Origin of the sequence: Dehalobacter sp. TeCB1 (assembly GCF_001707455.1) — a bacterium.
GTDB lineage: Bacteria > Bacillota > Desulfitobacteriia > Desulfitobacteriales > Syntrophobotulaceae > Dehalobacter > Dehalobacter restrictus.
Genome location: NZ_MCHF01000026.1, coordinates 36,192 through 54,833 on the forward strand (window position 1 = coordinate 36,192; position 18,642 = coordinate 54,833).

Here is an 18,642-nt window from a genome sequence, read left to right on the forward strand (position 1 = left end):
GTCAGTGCTATATTTTAACACGGCTTACCTTGTTCATGCAAATTGCCTGATGGAATTTTTATCCTTTTCAGCACTTTATTCAGCGATACCTCCTTTTCCGACAAATCCACTTCGACCATGTCGGTGGTCGGCAGAACAGGTTGCAGTACTGCATTCAATATCTCATCGAGCGTTTCCACCGGAATGATCTGGATGTCCTTTTCCCAGTGAGCAAACCTGGCCTGCCAGTTTTCCTGCGGAATAAATACTTTTTTACACCCTGACTGGACGGCTGCCTCAATTTTGGCACTGATCCCGCCAACCGGTTTTACTCTGCCCCGAATCGATAACTCCCCGGTCATAGCTGCGGTATTGTCTACCTTGCATTTCTTAATTGCTGAATACACTGCGGTCGCCATTGCCGTCCCTGCCGACGGACCATCCATTGGAACTCCCCCGGGGAAATTGACATGGATATCGTAATGACGCGGTTCAATCCTATGCTCCCGGCAAAGCACCGTCAGAACATTTTCCAGCGAGGAGCGCGCCATACTTTTCCGGCGCGTTTTTTTACCCTCATAACCTGATTCTTCCTCTTCAACAATTCCGGTTACATAGAGCTCTCCCTTACGGTTCCTGACCGGGTAGGCTGTGACCTCGATTTCCAGGAGCATGCCAAGGTTTGCTCCGTAGATTGCTAGGCCGTTGACCAATCCTATCTGGGGGAAAGGCGGAATTTTTTTCTCCGGCCTTGGCGTGTATTGTCCGGTCGTAACCACCCACTCAATGTTCTCCTCATCGATACAGCAATGGCCTTCATTTTGAACGACTCCGGCTGCCAGCTGCACGATATTGACAGCTTCTCTGCCGTTCGTGGCGTATTTTTTAAGAACTTCCAATGCTCTGTCTGTGATCTCTATATCAATTTTTTCGGCGGCATTTTTGGCGATGACTGCAATTTCCTCCGGCTGAAGCGCCCTGAAGAAGATTTCCATACAGCGTGAGCGTACTGCCGCTGGTATTTCCTCCGGTCTTCTGGTCGTCGCACCAATCATTCTAAAATCTGCCGGCAAGCCGTTTTGGAAAATATCGTGGATGTGCTCAGGGACATTGCTGTCCTCAGAGCTGTAGTACGAGCTTTCCAGAATAACCTTGCGGTCCTCCATCACTTTAAGCAGTTTATTAATTTGGATAGTGTGAAGTTCACCAATTTCATCAATAAAAAGAATCCCACCGTGGGCTTTGGTGACTGCACCCATCTTCGGCTGCGGTATTCCCGCCATCCCCATGGCGCCAGCTCCCTGATAAATCGGATCATGGACAGAACCAATCAGCGGGTCAGCGATCCCTCTCTCATCGAATCTGGCCGTCGTACCGTCAATTTCAATAAATTTTGCCTCACTTTTAAACGGTGAGAGCGAATTTTTCATAGCTTCTTGAAGGACAAGCCTGGCTGCGGCTGTTTTGCCGACGCCCGGAGGCCCGTACAGCAGGACATGCTGGGGATTCGGCCCGCACAAAGCAGCCCGAAGTGCTTTCACGCCTTCTTTTTGTCCAATGATCTCCGCAAAGACTTCCGGTCTGGTCTTTTCCGACAGCGGGATCGTCAAAGATATTTTACGCATTCTTTGCAGCTTTTCTTTTTGTTTTACGGACTCCTTCTCCACAGCAGATCTCGTCGAGTACTGCTGCCTTAACATCGTCCAGAAATAAATCCCGACAACCAATACAAAAGCCAGCTGAATCATCGCCAGTAGTGACCCGAACCCTAAACCTTCCATTCCTGTACCTCCTGCTCAAGACTCTCTATGTAGTATTTACCAGATCAGAAGATTCAAAACATATTGCCAAAATCACCCGCAGAACCAGTTGCATTAATTATATTAAAGTGATATCATAATCATATCAATTAAATGTATGATCCAGTTGTTTGATCCAGTTCGATCAGACTGGATTTTTCTCCAAGAAAGGATGATAAACTATGATCGAAAAAAAAGTATGGAAAATTAACGGGTTCTTAGGCATTCTCATTTTTTTAGCCCTTTTAGCTGCAACAGTATTTAATGTTATCGCCTCAGTCAAAGAAACAGGATTCACGAATATCGTACTGGCAGCCATTCTGCTTCTTCTGGCACTGATTGTGTCAACCGGCATCCAGGTTGTCCAGCCAAATCAAGCCAAAGTACTGACATTCTTCGGCAGCTATATTGGCAGCATTCGCGAACCTGGCATCTGGATGACGGTTCCGTTCGTTGCAGCAAAAAAGATTTCTCTAAAAGTCCGCAACTTCAACAGTGAGCGTTTGAAAGTCAATGATGTCGACGGCAATCCGATTGAAATTGCTGCGGTTGTCGTAATCAAAGTGGTTGACTCTGCTAAAGCTGTATTTGATGTGGACAATTATGAGCAGTTTGTAGAAATCCAAAGTGAGACAGCATTGCGCCATGTTGCAACCAAATATCCTTATGACAATTATGAAGAAGGTGACGTTTCCTTAAGGGGCAACACCGAGGAAGTAGCCGAAGAAATTGCGAAGGAACTTCAGGAGCGCCTTACACTTGCCGGCGTGGAAGTAATTGAAGCCCGCCTGACCCACCTGGCCTATGCCACCGAGATTGCGAGCGCCATGCTTCAGAGGCAACAGGCCAACGCAATCCTGGCCGCCCGTCAGAAAATTGTGGAAGGTGCTGTCGGAATGGCCCAGATGGCCATTCAGCAGTTGGAAAACAGCGGGACAATCGAACTTGACGACGAACGCAAGATGGCAATGATCAACAACCTACTTGTCGCAATTGTCTCCGACCGTTCAGCCCAGCCAGTACTCAATACCGGCACCCTGTATTAAAAAGCATTGGCAGGAGCAGGATAATGGCAGACAAGAAGAACTTTCCGCTGCGTATCGATCCAAAGCTATTCAGCATTATTGAAGAATGGGCGTCCGACGAATTTCGGAGCGTCAACGCTCACATTGAATATCTCCTGCGGGAAAGCGTCCGAAAAGCCGGAAGGATTCCTAAAAAAAATTCAGATTGACAAAAAGGGCCTTCTATGCAATATTGTTAGCGTAGGGAAATGAGAAATGAATGATTAATCCCAGGTGCCTCAGGATGAGGATAATAGGGAAGACCGGGAAACCGGCGCGGACCCACCACTGTATGCGGAGACGAATTCCGAATGCCACTGGATATGATCTGGGAAGGCCGGGAGGAGAATGACCCGTAAGCCAGGAGACCTGCCTAGGATTGGGAAGATGATGTAATGGTAAGAACACTTCCTTCAATGATTAAATGACTTAGAATGGGAAAGTCTCTTAGAATATAAGAGACTTTTGTTTTGTTTTATTTAAAAAGAATCGAAACAAAGGAGAAATGATTATGAAGAAGAAACCAATTGCACTGCTGTTGATTCTGCCCCTGGTGCTTACCCTGGCCCTTGGACTGGCCACAGGCTGTTCAACGCAAAATGAGCAGGCCTTGAAGGGAAAAACGTTTACAGACACGATGGGCAGACAGATCACCCTTGACGCGTACCCCCAGAAAATTATTTCTTTGGCCCCTGCTATTACTGAAATACTTTTTGCCATTGGCCTTGATCAGGAAATTATCGGTGTAACCGATTACTGTGATTATCCCGAGCAAGCGTTGACTAAAGAAAAAATGGGCGGATTTAAGAACCCGAATCTGGAAACGATTGTCGCTGCCGAGCCTGATATGGTCTTTATTGCAGCCGGCGTGCAGGAAGATGTCATCAAGAAGCTTGAAGAGCTGAAGGTGACGGTTGTTGTACTCGATGCCGATACGATCGATCAGGTTATCAGCAATATCGAATTGGCTGGTTCTTTGACTGGTAAGGAAGCAGAAGCCAAGAAAGTCACTGCAGATATGAGAACCAGAATGACAAATATAACCTCCAAACTCAAAGACATCGCCAAACCAACTGTATTTGTGGAAATTTGGGACGATCCTCTGATGTCGGCCGGTTCAACCAGTTTTGTCAATAACCTTATCGAAGTTGCCGGAGGCGTCAATATTGCTGCCGGCAATACTGAAAAATTTTATAATTACAGCATGGAAAGTCTGCTCCAAGCCGATCCGGATTATTACATCATCAATACTCATGCCCATACCCCAGCTGATATCCAAAACAGAACCGGCTATGAAGTCTTAAGTGCGGTGAAAGACAACAAGGTATATGCTGTCGACGACAACCTGATCAGCCGCTCAGGCCCAAGAGTCATTGACGGTCTGGAGCAAATCGCAAAAATTATTCATCCTGAAATTTTTGGAAATTAATGGTGCTATTGATCATGGATGTTTTAAAAAACCGGAAAAGTTGGAAGTACCTGCTGATCTGCTTCACCTTGTTTTTGATTGCTGTGGGCATTTTTTGCACAACGGTTGGCTCAGCAGATATTTCGTTTAAAGAGAGCGCCGGAATTATCATGAGCAAAGTACCTTTATTGAATCACTGGTTTCATGCTGAAGACTATCCCCATGTCCATCAAACGATTATCTGGTCTCTGCGTGTTCCGAGAATCATTCTGGCAGCTTTGGTTGGCGGAGCTCTGGGCGTCATCGGAGGTACCCTGCAGGGTTTTTTCAAAAACCCGATGGCCGATCCTTACGTAATGGGTGTATCCTCCGGAGCAGGTTTGGGTGCGACGATCGCCATCATTACCGGAGCAGGCGGTTTCCTGGGCATGATCGAAATTCCTGTTTTCAGTTTTATCGGTGCTTTTCTGACAACCTGGATCGTCTACTCCCTAGCCAAAGTCGGGAAAAAAGTCGTTGTCACGACACTTCTGCTGGCAGGGGTCGCACTCAGTGCGTTTCTGTCAGCAGTCATGTCTTTTCTGATGGTTTTGAATACGGATGATATCGATAAAATTTATCTATGGCTCATGGGCAGTTTTGCCAACAAGAGCTGGGAGCATATCCAACTTGCCGCGCCGTTTATCATTATTGGCGTGATTGTCTTATTCACTTTAGCGAAGGAAATGAATGCAATGGTATTCGGCGACAGTGCCGCCCAGCATCTTGGCATCAATCTTGGGAAACTGCAAATCATTCTGCTGATGGCCACCTCCCTGACAACAGCGGGAGCCGTGGCATCCTGCGGCTCCATTGGTTTTGTCGGACTAATCGTTCCACATATTGTCAGGATTATGGTCGGTCCGGATCACCGGGTCCTGCTTCCACTCTCCTTTCTTGTGGGCGGGACCTTTTTGGTGATTACCGATACGATTGCCAGGACATGCCTGGGCTCACAGGAAATCCCTGTTGGTGTCATCACTGCGCTTTTTGGTGGACCCTTCTTCATCTATCTGCTGAAGAAAAAGAAAGAGAGAGTAATATAAGTGGATTCTTTAATCATTGCCAGCAACCTTACATTCGCCTATGGCAGTAAAAATATTCTGGAAGACTTAAGCCTGGAAATCAGCAAGGGCAGCTTTGTATCCATCATCGGCCCCAACGGGTCCGGCAAGTCTACCCTGCTGAAAAATATTACCGCAGAAATTACTCCCCAGAAGGGGGCCGTCCTGCTCGATGATCAGGATATTTTTAAGATTAAGAAAAAAGATCTTGCCAAAACGATTGCAGTCGTCCCCCAGGATACCGGAGGGGATTTTGCTTTTTCTGTCATGGAGACGGTACTGATGGGCAGAATGCCTCATCAAAAGCGATTTGAGGGCGATTCTGAAAAGGATGTGGAGATTGCTCAATGGGCGATGGAGCTGACAAACGTCTGGCACCTGAAGGACCGCTCTGTGAACGAACTAAGCGGAGGCGAGCGGCAAAGAGTCATTGTGGCCAGAGCCTTAACTCAGGAACCCAAAGTCCTGCTGCTCGATGAACCCACCTCTCATTTAGATATCCAGCACCAATATGAATTGCTGGAACTTCTGGATCGTTTGAATAAAACCAAAAGCCTGACCGTAATCGCTGTTTTGCACGATCTTAACCTTGCTGCCCAGTTCAGCCATAAAATCATTCTTCTCGATAAAGGCAGAATTGTGGCTTATGGCAGTCCTGTTGAAGTGCTGACAGCCCAGAAGATCCGGGACAGCTACCATATCGAAGTTGCGATTACGACGAATGAAATCACCGGACGCTTTAATATTATTCCGTTAAGTAAAAAGAAGGACCGGAGTGAGGCTGCCAGGGATGTACGTATCCATTTACTCTGCGGCGGCGGAAGCGGTGTCTATCTGATGGAACAATTGGTTCAGGCCGGTTATCAGGTGAGCTGCGGCGTCCTGAACATTGGAGATTCGGACTGGAAAAAAGCCAAAGAGCTCGGCATTGCCGTTTCCGAAGAAGCTCCTTTTTCCCCCATCTCCGCCGAAGCCTTTAACATGAACGAAGAGCTTCTAAATGAAGCAGACCTGATCATTGTTTTGTCTGTCCCTTTCGGGTACGGGAACATCGTCAATTTAGAACAGGTTTCCGTGGCCTTACACCTTAAAAACAAAAAAGTAATGATTGTGGAAACTGAATCAGAACAGTGGGATTACACAGGAGATTTTACCGGTGGCAAAGCTGACAGCCTTCTTGCCGGCATGATGCAGCACGGCGCAGAGAAGTTCGGCAGTATCCGGGAACTATTAGGTAGGATCGGAGGAAAATGATTTGCTTCTGTGGACTTACGAAACAGGTGATACTGTTGAGCGCTATAAAGACAGTATCATTATTTCTTTCAAGGATGACCGCAAGGTCCTGAGTACCGCCCATTTAAACGGTGGTTACCGCGAAAACCTGAAATTTGTTTTTAACCACGATATTAATTCCGGGATGGGTTTGACGTGTGACATCACTCCAGCCGTCTATGAGGAACATATGAAGCTGATTGCCACGAAATTGGATCTTGATCCTGAAGCCTCCGCAGGCCTTCTGACGGCTGCTGCCATGAATAATGTGGCTATTCGGACAGCAAGCTACGAAGATCTAACTGTCACCGCAGTGGTAACCGGCGGCATCGAAATGAACGGCGGCCGGATCGGTGATCCCGCTTTTTTTCATGAACGGCAGGGGGAAACGGTAACCATTCCAGCTGGAACGATTAATATTCTGCTGTATATCAATGCCGATCTTCCGGAAGAGACCCTGACCCGAGCACTTGTGACCTGTACAGAAGCCAAAACGGCTGCCCTGCAGGAGCTTATGGCCGGCAGCTGTTATTCCAGAGGCATCGCCACAGGATCAGGCACAGACGGGACGGTCATCATCTGCAACAGCAAGTCTGGCTCCCGGCTTTTCTATGCCGGCAAACACAGCAAATTGGGAGAGCTGATTGGAATTACCGTCAAACAGGCTTTGAAGGAGGCTCTTTTCCTGCAGACCGGTCTTTGTCCGGAATACCAATTCAGTCTGCTGAACCGCCTGAAAAGATTCGGTATCAATGAAGAAACCCTCTGGCAGGAATATCAGAAGGGCATCGGTGTCCTGTGTCAGGAATCTACGTCTCGAGCGGGAGTTCCGAATCAAGCGGAATCGAGAAAACCAGGATCACTAGATAAGCAAAAGTTCCTGAACAGGTTAAAAAAGATAGAATGCGAAGAGGAACTTGTGATCCCGGCTACGCTCTATGTCCATCTGATGGATCAATTGGACTGGCAGTTATTATCACCTGCTCAGGCTGCCTCCGAAGGGAAAATCATCATTGAACGTCTCAGGAGAAATTATGATTTACCGGATGATTTTTTACATGATTTTCTGAATGATTTCTTAATTTCCTACAGCTCCGTTTACGATGCCATAACGGCAATGTCCCATTGCTTTGCAGTGCTGACAGTAAGGATCATTGCTGCAGCGAAGTTCGGCTAGAACAGTATCCTCAAATTGTTGTTTTTTCATTTTGTATATTACATTACCATTATGTGAGGGTAAGTCTGTGAGCCACAATACCGCTTTTCGGCTATTGCGCCAAGGATGGCGCAATAGCCGAAGAGCGGTTAGGGTACATGACGTAAACCCTAAGTTTACAAAAAATACTGCCAATAGCATAAAACTATTAACAGTATCTCATAGGTTTAGATTTATTCTGTTTAAGCTGATTCTTCCTTCTTGCTATCCACTGTGATAAGCTCAGGCTCAATTCGTTGAAGAATTGTATCCTTGGTAACGATGCACTTGGTGACATCCGAGCGGGTTGGAATATCATACATTACATTCAGCATGATTTCTTCCATAATCGCCCTGAGGCCCCTCGCTCCCGTATTACGGCGAATCGCTTCTTCAGCAATGGCTTTAAGCGCATCTTCTTTGAATTCCAGCCCTACGCCGTCCATTTCCAGCAGTTTTTCATACTGTTTGACCAAGGCGTTTTTGGGCTGGGTCAAAATGCTGACCAGCGCATCCTGATCCAGAGCATCCAAGGTGACAATGACAGGAAGTCTTCCGACAAACTCGGGGATTAATCCGTATTTTAAGAGGTCTACCGGCAGTATCTGCCTTAAGAATTCCCCGACGTTCTTTTCATTTTTCTTTTGAATTTCCGCCCCAAAACCCATCACTTTCTTGCCGATACGGTTTTGAATCAGTTTGTCAATGCCATCAAAAGCCCCGCCAACAATGAACAGGATATTCGTGGTATCGAGCTGGATAAATTCCTGGTGGGGATGCTTGCGTCCTCCCTGTGGAGGAACACTGGCTACTGTACCTTCCAGAATTTTGAGCAGTGCCTGCTGGACACCTTCACCTGATACATCCCTGGTAATGGATGGATTCTCAGATTTCCGGGCAATCTTATCGATCTCATCAATATAGATGATCCCTCGCTCTGCCCTCTCAATATCATAATCAGCAGCCTGAATCAGTTTGAGGAGAATATTCTCGACATCTTCTCCGACATAGCCGGCTTCCGTCAGTGAGGTTGCATCCGCTATAGCAAATGGAACATTAAGAACTTTAGCCAGTGTAGAAGCAAGCAGCGTCTTACCGGAACCTGTTGGACCGAGCATAATGATATTGGATTTCTGAAGTTCGACATCATCGACCTTCATGCCAATGCTGATACGCTTGTAATGGTTATAAACTGCAACAGATAATGCTTTTTTTGCTTCGTCCTGACCGACAACGTATTGATCAAGAATACTTCTGATTTCTTTTGGTTTAGGTATCTCTCCAATTTCTGAACCTACATCATCCTGGAGCTCCTCTTCTATGATTTCATTACAGAGCTCGATGCATTCATCACAAATGTATACCCCGGGACCTGCTACCAGTTTCTTGACCTGTTCCTGTGTTTTACCGCAAAAGGAACACTTCAGTTGATTCTTTTCATCGTTAAACTTTGCCATATGCTCACCCCTTTACTGAGAATTCCCTTATCATTGTCGCAATAACTATCTTATTCATTTTCCTCCGTTACATTACTCTCTGAATCCGTGTTCTGTGCTGCGGCACTTTCCTGCCCTGCTCCATTGTTCTTGACCAGGAAATCAACGGTATGCTCTGATGTTAAACTCATTTTGAACATCTGCATCTCGCCGCGAGCTTCAAGAGCTGACTTCAGTTCTTCAGCTGTCCTGCCATACTGCATAGCCATTCTATTAATCTCGGATTCAATTTCTTCATCGGTAACCGTAATTCCTTCTTTTTCCGCAATTGCTTCGAGGACAAGTTCAGTTTTTAGTCCATCAGTTGCCTGTTGGCTGAAGGATTCGCGAAGCGCTTCTCTGCTGGTATTGACATACTGGCAATACTGCTCCATGGAAATTCCTTGATAGGACATGTTCTGCTGCAGGTCTTCCATTAACGCATCAATGCGCTCCTGTTTCATTCCTTCAGGAATTTCACAGACTGCGTTTTCAGCGACCTTCTTAATAACTTCGGTCTTATATTCGTTGTCACGTCTGGCTTCTGCAGCTGAAATCATCTTTTCTCTGATATCCTGCTTCAATTCTTCCAACGTGTCAAATTCGCTGACGTCTTTGGCAAACTCGTCGTCCAGAGCCGCCAGTTCTTTTCTCTTAATACCGTTGATCTTGACTTTAAACATGGCATCTTTTTCGGAAAGCTCTTCGCTGTGATAGCCTTCCGGGAACTTGACACTGATTTCGAGTTCCTGACCACTCTTAGCACCCTTTAATTGTTCCTCAAATCCAGGGATAAAAGTGCCGGAACCGATGGTTAACTCGTGATTCTCGCCTTTTCCTCCTTCAAACGGCACATCACCCAGGAATCCTTCAAAGTCAATCGTGACGATATCCTGGTCAATGATTTCTCCGTCTTCAACCGGAATAAGTTTAGCATGTCTGTTTTGACGGCGTTCCAGTTCTTCGGCCACCTGCTCGTCTGTAACCTCAACAGCCTGTCTTTCGATGCCAAGACTCTTATATTGTCCCAGCTCTACATCAGGTTTGGTCTCTACCGTAACTTTAAAAATGAGATCTTTATCTGCCTCAAATTGGACGACCTGCATAGCCGGCCTGGAAACTGGCGTAATAGAATGCTCTTTATAGGCTTCAAATAAAGCCGGGTAAGAGACCTGCTCCATCACTTCATTTTTCACAGCGTCTTTATCAACATACCTTTCTATTATATGCTTGGGGGCTTTTCCTTTGCGAAAACCTGGTATGCTGAGTCCCTGGCCAGCTCTTTTCATCACCCGGTCAAAAGCTGCAGAAACCTCTTCAACCCCAACCGTAATTTCCATTTCGTAGATGTTATTGTTCTTCTTTTCGATCTTGACAGACATGTCCGCTCCTCCTTGGAATTTAACCTTACATTATTTTTTATATTTAAATAGTATCAACATTTCACACCAGGATATTCTGCCCTTTTTCAAAAAAATGCAAACCTAGCTTAAGCGTAAATCCCTGGAAAAAAGCAACAAGTTCAGAAAGAGGAAACATCCGTTTCCCCTTTCCAGTAAACCTGATATTGACCAGTTAATATTATCAGAAGTTTTTCAAAGAATCAAGGAAAACGCTTGATATTCTGTTTAAATCTAGTGCCTTGTTAACCCTTGTTTTGAAATACAATGACGGGCAGATTTTCTGCCGGGTATTATATCGCTTCTGTTTTGAACGGATTGGTTTTGATGTTTTTCCCGAGTGTCAAAATATAGGCAGCTGCATTTTGTGAAGGATTGACCGGCAGTATCATCCGTGCCGCTAAACTCATTGTTTCCAGTCTGGCAGGATGCTTAAACAGTTCTACTGTGTAGCGGATCAGTTCATCTGGGGTACCGAAAGCCTTCCCCGCTCCCGCTTGTTCAACGAAATAAGCATTTCCTTTTTCATGCCCCGGGATGGGTCTGTACATCAGCAAGGGAAGTCCCATGGTCAGTGCTTCGGAAATTGTCAATGCTCCTCCTTTAGTGATCATAAGATCAGAAGCTGCCATCAATTCCTGAACATTGTCGACATGACCGTAGAGTCTGATGCAAAGATTCGTTTCCCTAATTTCACTGTTAAGCGCATGGTACAGCTCTTTATTGTAGCCGCAAACCACCAATAATTGTGCCGAAATATCCTGAGCCAAGTTCCGGACAATATCCTTCAGTTCTGAAACATTGCTTACGGGCTTACCGTTAAGACCCATGATAAGTACCGTCTTCCGGTCCAGGTCAAGCCGCAGTTTTTGTTTAGCAGCGCTTTTTTGCATGGGTTCTTCAAATCTTAACCGGAGAGGGATCCCGGACTGAATCACGTTCTGGGGCGCTATTCCTGCCTCCACGAGCCTGGTACAGGCATCCTTGCAACCTACAATATACTTATCCGTTCCGGAGTGGATCCATACGCCGTGAACAAGGTAGTCCGTCACCACCGTGACCAGCGGAACAGAAAGGAGCCCTTTCAGCTTCAGTTCACCCAATATGGCAGCCGGTATAAAATGGGTACTTACAATCACATCAGGATTAAACTTCCAGATGCAGTCCAACAGCTTCTTCGTTTCCAATCCCCGCACAAACTTCCGGCAATCTTCGGCAGTCAATCCTGCCGTCTTTTCAAAGAGTATTCTCCAGAGTTTTGGCGTCTTCTTGATCATTGTTGCGTAGGCTTTCCTCATAAAATAATCCGTGTTAAAGTAAAAAAAAGAACCAAAATCTAAGTGCTTTACCTCTATTGGCGAAAGTTGATGACGAAAAGCTTCGGCGAGTGCTTCACCTGCCTGGAAATGTCCTTCACCATAGTTTGATGAAAAAATCAGAACTCCCGACACTTCTTTTTTCCCCTTCCAAACACTCTCTTCATTTGGTGTCATTACTATTTATATTATGAACCGGATCAGATAATTATATATGAAAGATATTCTAGTCCAAGAATCCGGGATTATTCCTGCTACATCCATATTATAATAATTGCCGGTCGACATTTAAATACTTTTTCTCGATTTTTTCACATTTGGTGTTACTCTTCTGCGACTTCTTTGTTGCGGCACCTCCATTTTGCCGATTTATTATCTAGTGCGTAAGAAACGAAATCTAAGGCTGGAAATGCAGAAACAAAAAAGACAGTCAACCTTCTTTATAGGTCAACTGCCTCGAAATCATCAATTTTGGTGCGGGAGACAGGACTTGAACCTGCACGGAGTTACCCGCTGGAACCTAAATCCAGTGCGTCTGCCAGTTCCGCCACTCCCGCATGTAAAAGTTGGCTGGGGTAGATGGATTTGAACCACCGGTGTCGGAGTCAGAGTCCGATGCCTTACCGCTTGGCGATACCCCATTGGAATGAAAACCGGTTATGCAATATTCTGACGGTTCTAACACGCAAACAGTATTATACTTAAAAAATTTTGCCCTGTCAAACAAAAGTTAATACAAAAAAATAGTGTCCTTATTTAATCGGACACTGAAAGTTTTTGCAGAAAGAGTTAAAACCAAAGACATAAAGCGCTGCTTTTTCAATCCTGAGACTCTGCCATTGTTTTATATCGATTTTTTCACCAAACCGGTTTTCGGCAATTCCATCTTTTCCGATCCAGCCGGAAGCTTCCCCCTCGCCTAAACGGATTTCCCATTCGCCTTCATTTTTACCAGGTAAGATCTGAACATTGCATCGGGCATGGAAAATTTCCACAAGTTTGACGAACAATCTAAAAAAATATTCTTCATATTCAATGGGCTCACTTTGCGGGATCGCAAGGTCGGAACAAATATCCTCAACCAGCACTGTCAGCCCCTTAGCAGGGTTATAGCGATGATAAAATGCTGTCGTAAGGGATCCGTAATTAATGATCCCGGAATCATAATCAATCGTCAGCGGATGGTCTAGATCCGTAAAAAGAAGTGTAATCCCGTTGCCGGAAATACCCCATTTTCCTTGATAACGCGACAGCAACTGGTCTGCAATCTGAAAAGACAGAATATAGGTGGATATTTGCTTTTCATCTCTGATAGCGCATCCTATACAATCTCTATCCTGATTATAAGCTATTGATGAAATTCTCATCATAATCAATTACCCCCCCACTTTCGTCTCACTATATGATACACCGTTTCATTTTATACGCATAAAAATAAGTTTGTTTTATTCTTTGAAACACCGTTTCATATCTGATCTAAACCCATTTCCGTGTCCACCTTTTGGTTTTTTTGCTGAAGCTTGATTCTGATCTTTTGGTTATTTTATGCAAACTAACACAGAAAGATTCTGAAATATTTGAAAATGTAGTATTAATATTATGTACTAGTTTTCTACTTCCGTCAAGCGTTTCTTTTGGCAGATTACTGTAATATCAGCGGCCAGAATATCCTAATCTGAAGGATATATCCTGACCAACACGCTTGATTTCCTGACCAACCTTTTCAATCCCTTTCTCCATCAGCCTGTTAATTGGTCCGGAAATGCTGATCGCGCCAATAGTTCCGCCCGAATAATCATAAATGGGCGTTCCTATGTTAATGACCCCGACTTCAGTTTCTTCAGCGGCAACTGCAATGCCTGTTTTTCTTATTTCCTTCAGCTGTTCGATCAGTTTTTCCGGATCTGTAATCGTCTGCTGAGTAAAACGGGGCATACCCTTTTTCTGCAGAATAAGCCTTACTTCCTCTTCCGGCAAAGTGGAAAGGATTGCTTTACCAACCGCCGTACAATGCATGTAGCCTCTGCTGCCTACCTTGGAGTGCATGCCGATCAACTGGGAACTTTCCTTATGATCGATAAACACCACTTCGCCGTTGTCGGGCAGAACCAGATGAACTACTTCATCAAAGGTTTTAGCCAGGCTTTCCAGATAGCGCTCGGCAACCTTCCGGACTTCAAGCTGATTGAAAAATGCGTTGCCAACTTCGGCTATTTTTATCCCGAGACGGTACCGTTCCCTGTCTTTCTCTTTTTCGACATATCCCCGATAGCATAAAGTCTGAATAATCCGATGTACCGTGCTTTTATGCAGCCCTATCTTGCTACCAATTTCAGTCACGCCGAATGATTCCCTAGAACTGGCCAGCACTTCCAATATATCCAGCGCTCTTTCCACAGTCTGAACATATCTTTCTGTCACAAACAGGCCTCCCATCTTCTTGCTGATTTCTATTATGGCTGATTTTAATAAGAATAACAATAAAAAATTAAATTGAATACTCCAAAGGATTTACAAATAATTTACAGATAATAAACCAAAAAATGGTATACTTGTTTCATGGTCACTTTCTTCCTATGCCGGCGCCACGACCCTTGCATCTTTCTCAAGCCTTTCAGCGAAATCCTCCGGACCAGGGCAAATCTATCTTTCCTGGAATTTAATCAGTGGAATGACCTCTTACGCGGTCTACCGCTCGGCTTCGTATTCAGGGACCTATACAGAGATTGCCTCGACGGTATATACCAATTATACAGATGGCAGCCTGACATCAGGCAATACTTATTATTACAAGATCAAGCTGTTTACAGGGCGTCCTCTCCCGAGGGCACCTACAGTACGATAGCGGAAAATGTGGCAGCGCTCCCTTACACGGATACAGGCCTAGATTCGGAGATAACCTATTATTATAAAATCATTGCATTAAACAGCAGCGGCCAGAGCGGTCTATCCGCGGAAGCATCCGCCACGACGCAGGCAGCATCACCATAAAAAAAATTGCACCACCCTAAAGGGGTCAGGTTACTGACGAACCCCATGATGAAAAAAAAGGATGGGACTTGCTCCAATGCCTCGCGGCAATCACGCCGGGGCGGGTAATCAAAAAGCTTTATCTTGCGATAAAGCTTAATCTTTTTATATGGGGTGAATGATGGGACTTGAACCCACGAGTGCCGGAGCCACAATCACTCTGTGACTGCCGCGATACCACAAGCCATAATCCATGCGTGTTTGCGGGCTTTTACCTTTGAAAAAACACCGTTTCTCATGCTGTATTTGATTTCTTAACCTACCTGGATTTTAACCAATTATTTTACAGAATACAAGTAATTAATTTTTATAATTAGTATTTATTATAACTATACTTGGGTTAGAAACAAACTATAAGCAATCATGCTCCTTTAGCCTTATATACCTGCCGGTACCCGGTTGTTTCAATGCAGACTATTTGTTCAATCTCTTCATCCGGATTTTCCGGTGCAACAAAGTCCCGGTGATCTTCATACTTGACGCAGCTGCCGCAAGAAGAGCTGAGACTTCTGGGAACAGGCATTACGACCGCATGAAGGTTATTGGCTATACACTTTTTTTTAAAGCGCATCGCGCCATAATGCGAATAAAAGGTTGCGATGTATTCCATAAGTGGATTCCCCTTCGATGTTTGTGCTGCATTATTATTTTTTTGTTATTTTCAATGTAAAGATCCTATTTTCTTCAGTATAATCACTATGATATCCTGCAACTCTCGCAAAACGTGAGACATTTTCCAAAGAGGTACGGTTGTCAAGCAGTATGGTATATTCATCCTCGTTGGAAGCCATTGCTTTCTTGATCATGATAACAGGCTCTGGACATGAACGGCCTCTTGCATCGAGCATGTCAATTCTCCTCTCAATGTAATGTAATTTTTTACATTTGAATAAATATCAAAGCGTATGTCAATTATTCACAGTTGCAGCGGCCTTCCGGGTGTTGACCACAGCGATTATCAGCATGACAACCAAACCAATAGCGACCGCGATCATGCCGTTGGTCGTAGGTCCTTTAGCTGAAGAAGCTAAAGAAAAATTGTGCGCAAAGGCTGCGCCGGCAAATAGCCCAATCACTGTAATAACGGAGTCCGTATTGCCTTCGCCGGCAAGAATCATTTGCCGAAGCGGACAGCCTCCAAGGAGTGTCGAGCCAAAACCAACCGTAAGCATACCGAGAAAATTCCATAAACCGTCCGTATGGGCAATGGGTTGATTGGCAAATCCCACGGATAAGTTACCGGTAGCGGTATTCATAACAAAAGCAGATGCCAGGATAGCCAGAAAACCAAGCAACAATTTCCATTCTCTAAATAATACTAGATCCCGAATGCCGCCAACCATGCAAAGTCGGGTTCTTTGCGCTAAGATACCGACAAGGATACCCGCAGCTAGAGAAATTGCGATCGCGGCATGTTTGGCTCCGGGACCGGCTCCTGCTTCCGTAAAATAAATAAAGGCAGGCGCTGCCAAGAGTAAAGAAAGAAACACAATTTGTATCACCGGGAATATGACTCCCTCAATTTTCGGAAGACTATAGGTTCTTTTTAATGTATAGCCCCTGTTAAGGAAGAATATCCCTGCTAAAATGCCACAGATGAATCCAACCAAGCCAACGAGAGCATTTAAGTCTCCGCCGGCAAGTCGTAGAATCATCCGGAAGGGGCATCCCAGGAACATCAGCGCTCCGATCATAACAAAAAATCCAAGAATAAACCGCGTTAAAGGGGAAGAACCACCTCGCGGTGAGAATTCTTTTTTACTTAAAGCCATCAGACAGGATCCCAAAACCAAACCAATAATTTCCGGTCGTATGTATTGGACGGCAGTGGCCCGATGCAAACCCAGCGCACCTGCTGTGTCACGGACAAAGCAGGCAATACAAAAGCCCATATTGGCTGGATTGCCTAGAAGCACCAGTGTGACAGAAATAATACCAATGATAATTCCAGCGATAACAATTACAATCTTTTCGTTTTTGATCACTCTTCAATGACCTCCTTCTGTAATATCATTATTTAGACATTATGTGTCTAACATATGGAGATAATATTACCATAATAGGTTTATAAAAAAAAATTGAAATTTTCAATAATAAAAGTCTTTATGAATAGATTATTCCAATATATTAACGCAACAAAATTGAGCTATAATATAAGCTGAATAACATCAGTTAGAAAGGGAAAAAATGAATCTCACCAAAATATATTTTGATAATGCTTGTACAACTTTTCCTAAACCAGCTTCAGTTTCTGCTGCAGTAGTGCACTACATGCAGAGTATCGGTGCAAATATCAGTCGGGGTGGCTACGAAAGTGCCTATACAGCGGATGAAATTGTGATTGAAACCAGAGAACTCATTTGTGAGTTATTCAATTACCCCAACTGTAAAAACGTTATTTTCACTCCAAATATCACAACTAGTTTAAATATGATCTTAAAAGGCTTCTTGCATAATGGCGATCATGTGCTTGTTTCAGCAATGGAACATAACGCGGTCATGCGACCTTTGATCCAGCTTCAAACTTCCGGAGTAGAATTTGATAGGATTCCCTGTACTGAGGATGGAGAGTTATTGTTCGAAGAAGTACCCAGGCTGCTCAGGCCGAACACTAAAGCGATCGTCATGACCCACGCTTCCAACGTTTGCGGGACACTTCTTCCTATTCAGAAAGTAGGCAGTTTTTGCAAAGAACAGGGGTTGGCTTTTATTATTGATAGCGCCCAGACGGCTGGAGTTATTCCAATCGATATGCAAGCAATGGGTATTGATGTCCTCGCTTTTACCGGACACAAGGGTTTACTGGGACCGCAGGGGATCGGCGGCTTTATCACGACAGAAGCTATGTTTCCGTTAATAAACCCCCTTATCAGCGGCGGAACGGGGAGTTTATCCCATACAGAGGAAGTACCAGGCTTCATGCCGGACCGATTTGAAGCAGGCACGATGAATCTTCCGGGAATTTTCGGACTTCATGCAGCTTTGCGGTATCTATTGGAAACAGGCATTGATAAGATTCGAGAAAAAGAACTCGAATTGACCGCCCGTTTTTTGAAAAAGCTGAAATCATTACCGGATATTCGGATTATTGGGAGGCCGGATATAACCAATCGCACAGCGGTTGTATCCATTCAGACCACCAAACGCGATCTTGCCGAGATTTCGTTTGAGCTTGACAATCGCTATGGCGTGATGACAAGGGTAGGTTTGCATTGCGCTCCAAATGCCCATAAAACATTGAAAACTTATCCAACCGGAACTCTACGCTTCTCATTTGGGCACTATAATACCAACAAGGAAGTGGATTATTCAATTGAAGCCATTAGGAGAATTACTGATGGGTGAATGATGGGACTTGCTCCGTCGCTTCGCGGCTATCACGCCGGGGCGGGTAAATGCTTCCATAGGTCGCGTTTTCTGTTCAAGTTCCATCATTCCTAATAATAAAAGCTTTATCTTGCGATAAAGCCCAATCTTTTTATATGGGGTGAATGATGGGACTTGAACCCACGAGTGCCGGAGCCACAATCCGGTGCGTTAACCACTTCGCCACATCCACCATGAATATTTTTTTGTTTTTGAGAAATACACTTTTAAATGA

General features: G+C 44.8%; 16 protein-coding genes, 3 tRNA genes and 1 riboswitch. Of the genes, 7 read left to right on the top strand and 12 right to left on the bottom strand.

All coding sequences use genetic code 11. The features are described from left to right. Window positions 1–14 precede the first annotated feature (14 nt). Window positions 15–1,760: an ATP-dependent protease LonB gene (gene lonB / locus A7D23_RS07655; RefSeq protein WP_025206131.1), complete on the bottom strand. Its 1,746-nt coding sequence runs from the start codon at window positions 1,758–1,760 to the stop codon at window positions 15–17. A gap of 200 nt (window positions 1,761–1,960) precedes the next feature. Here lonB and A7D23_RS07660 point away from each other — a divergent pair, with 200 nt between their 5' ends. The 6 genes from A7D23_RS07660 to A7D23_RS07685 all read left to right on the top strand — a co-directional run bounded on the left by A7D23_RS07660 (window position 1,961) and on the right by A7D23_RS07685 (window position 7,802). Next, a complete protein-coding gene (locus A7D23_RS07660; RefSeq protein ID WP_019224770.1) occupies window positions 1,961–2,824 on the top strand; it encodes an SPFH domain-containing protein in 864 nt (287 codons plus the stop codon). A 23-nt stretch (window positions 2,825–2,847) separates the two neighbouring features. After that, window positions 2,848–3,012, top strand: a complete 165-nt coding sequence (locus A7D23_RS07665) for a hypothetical protein (RefSeq protein WP_019224769.1) — start codon at window positions 2,848–2,850, stop codon at window positions 3,010–3,012. Between the two features lie 45 nt (window positions 3,013–3,057). Further along, a riboswitch (cobalamin riboswitch) is annotated at window positions 3,058–3,234 on the top strand. Between the two features lie 119 nt (window positions 3,235–3,353). Next, a complete protein-coding gene (locus A7D23_RS07670; protein ID WP_025206132.1) occupies window positions 3,354–4,271 on the top strand; it encodes a cobalamin-binding protein in 918 nt (305 codons plus the stop codon). 14 nt (window positions 4,272–4,285) lie between these two features. Next, a complete protein-coding gene (locus tag A7D23_RS07675) occupies window positions 4,286–5,335 on the top strand; it encodes an iron chelate uptake ABC transporter family permease subunit (RefSeq protein ID WP_019224767.1) in 1,050 nt (349 codons plus the stop codon). Then, complete coding sequence (locus tag A7D23_RS07680; protein ID WP_025206133.1) at window positions 5,336–6,607, top strand: heme ABC transporter ATP-binding protein; 1,272 nt, start codon at window positions 5,336–5,338, stop codon at window positions 6,605–6,607. Between the two features lies 1 nt (window position 6,608). After that, the gene (locus A7D23_RS07685) at window positions 6,609–7,802 is read left to right on the top strand and encodes an adenosylcobinamide amidohydrolase (RefSeq protein WP_025206134.1); all 1,194 of its coding nucleotides are present in this window, start codon (window positions 6,609–6,611) and stop codon (window positions 7,800–7,802) included. A 221-nt stretch (window positions 7,803–8,023) separates the two neighbouring features. Here the strand turns inward: A7D23_RS07685 and clpX are convergent, their stop codons facing one another. The 10 genes from clpX to yedE form a co-directional block, all read right to left on the bottom strand. Then, window positions 8,024–9,277: an ATP-dependent Clp protease ATP-binding subunit ClpX gene (gene clpX / locus A7D23_RS07690; protein ID WP_019224764.1), complete on the bottom strand. Its 1,254-nt coding sequence runs from the start codon at window positions 9,275–9,277 to the stop codon at window positions 8,024–8,026. Between the two features lie 50 nt (window positions 9,278–9,327). Next, the gene (gene tig / locus A7D23_RS07695; RefSeq protein WP_019224763.1) at window positions 9,328–10,677 is read right to left on the bottom strand and encodes a trigger factor; all 1,350 of its coding nucleotides are present in this window, start codon (window positions 10,675–10,677) and stop codon (window positions 9,328–9,330) included. Window positions 10,678–10,988: 311 nt separating this feature from the next. Continuing rightward, on the bottom strand, window positions 10,989–12,146 hold the full coding sequence (locus A7D23_RS07700) for a glycosyltransferase (RefSeq protein WP_025206135.1): 1,158 nt from the start codon (window positions 12,144–12,146) through the stop codon (window positions 10,989–10,991). A gap of 337 nt (window positions 12,147–12,483) precedes the next feature. Then, window positions 12,484–12,568 (bottom strand) — tRNA-Leu (locus A7D23_RS07705). 10 nt (window positions 12,569–12,578) lie between these two features. Further along, a tRNA-Gln gene (locus tag A7D23_RS07710) sits at window positions 12,579–12,652 on the bottom strand. Window positions 12,653–12,763: 111 nt separating this feature from the next. After that, window positions 12,764–13,381 carry a hypothetical protein gene (locus A7D23_RS07715; protein ID WP_019224760.1) on the bottom strand — a complete coding sequence of 206 codons (618 nt, stop codon included), beginning with the start codon at window positions 13,379–13,381 and terminating at the stop codon, window positions 12,764–12,766. Between the two features lie 283 nt (window positions 13,382–13,664). Continuing rightward, complete coding sequence (locus A7D23_RS07720; protein ID WP_025206136.1) at window positions 13,665–14,432, bottom strand: IclR family transcriptional regulator; 768 nt, start codon at window positions 14,430–14,432, stop codon at window positions 13,665–13,667. A 970-nt stretch (window positions 14,433–15,402) separates the two neighbouring features. Then, window positions 15,403–15,651 (bottom strand): DUF3343 domain-containing protein, encoded by a 249-nt coding sequence (locus A7D23_RS07730; protein WP_019224758.1) that lies wholly within the window; start codon window positions 15,649–15,651, stop codon window positions 15,403–15,405. 34 nt (window positions 15,652–15,685) lie between these two features. Then, entirely contained in the window at window positions 15,686–15,889 is a 204-nt protein-coding gene (locus tag A7D23_RS07735; protein WP_019224757.1) for a sulfurtransferase TusA family protein, read from the bottom strand. Between the two features lie 60 nt (window positions 15,890–15,949). Next, complete coding sequence (yedE, locus tag A7D23_RS07740; protein ID WP_025206138.1) at window positions 15,950–17,026, bottom strand: YedE family putative selenium transporter; 1,077 nt, start codon at window positions 17,024–17,026, stop codon at window positions 15,950–15,952. Window positions 17,027–17,228: 202 nt separating this feature from the next. Here yedE and A7D23_RS07745 point away from each other — a divergent pair, with 202 nt between their 5' ends. Then, the gene (locus tag A7D23_RS07745; protein ID WP_019224755.1) at window positions 17,229–18,386 is read left to right on the top strand and encodes an aminotransferase class V-fold PLP-dependent enzyme; all 1,158 of its coding nucleotides are present in this window, start codon (window positions 17,229–17,231) and stop codon (window positions 18,384–18,386) included. 138 nt (window positions 18,387–18,524) lie between these two features. On the opposite strand, the gene A7D23_RS07750 is transcribed toward A7D23_RS07745, so the two are convergent. Next, a tRNA-His gene (locus tag A7D23_RS07750) sits at window positions 18,525–18,600 on the bottom strand. Between the last annotated feature and the right edge of the window lie 42 nt (window positions 18,601–18,642).

What these genes read in the sequence shown, in the direction of transcription:
- lonB (WP_025206131.1), bottom strand. Translation starts at nt 1,760, where the DNA reads ATGGAAGGTTTAGGGTTCGGGTCACTACTGGCGATGATTCAGCTGGCT.
- A7D23_RS07660 (WP_019224770.1), top strand. Translation starts at nt 1,961, where the DNA reads ATGATCGAAAAAAAAGTATGGAAAATTAACGGGTTCTTAGGCATTCTC.
- A7D23_RS07665 (WP_019224769.1), top strand. Translation starts at nt 2,848, where the DNA reads ATGGCAGACAAGAAGAACTTTCCGCTGCGTATCGATCCAAAGCTATTC.
- A7D23_RS07670 (WP_025206132.1), top strand. Translation starts at nt 3,354, where the DNA reads ATGAAGAAGAAACCAATTGCACTGCTGTTGATTCTGCCCCTGGTGCTT.
- A7D23_RS07675 (WP_019224767.1), top strand. Translation starts at nt 4,286, where the DNA reads ATGGATGTTTTAAAAAACCGGAAAAGTTGGAAGTACCTGCTGATCTGC.
- clpX (WP_019224764.1), bottom strand. Translation starts at nt 9,277, where the DNA reads ATGGCAAAGTTTAACGATGAAAAGAATCAACTGAAGTGTTCCTTTTGC.
- tig (WP_019224763.1), bottom strand. Translation starts at nt 10,677, where the DNA reads ATGTCTGTCAAGATCGAAAAGAAGAACAATAACATCTACGAAATGGAA.
- A7D23_RS07715 (WP_019224760.1), bottom strand. Translation starts at nt 13,381, where the DNA reads ATGATGAGAATTTCATCAATAGCTTATAATCAGGATAGAGATTGTATA.
- A7D23_RS07730 (WP_019224758.1), bottom strand. Translation starts at nt 15,651, where the DNA reads ATGGAATACATCGCAACCTTTTATTCGCATTATGGCGCGATGCGCTTT.
- A7D23_RS07735 (WP_019224757.1), bottom strand. Translation starts at nt 15,889, where the DNA reads ATGCTCGATGCAAGAGGCCGTTCATGTCCAGAGCCTGTTATCATGATC.
- A7D23_RS07745 (WP_019224755.1), top strand. Translation starts at nt 17,229, where the DNA reads ATGAATCTCACCAAAATATATTTTGATAATGCTTGTACAACTTTTCCT.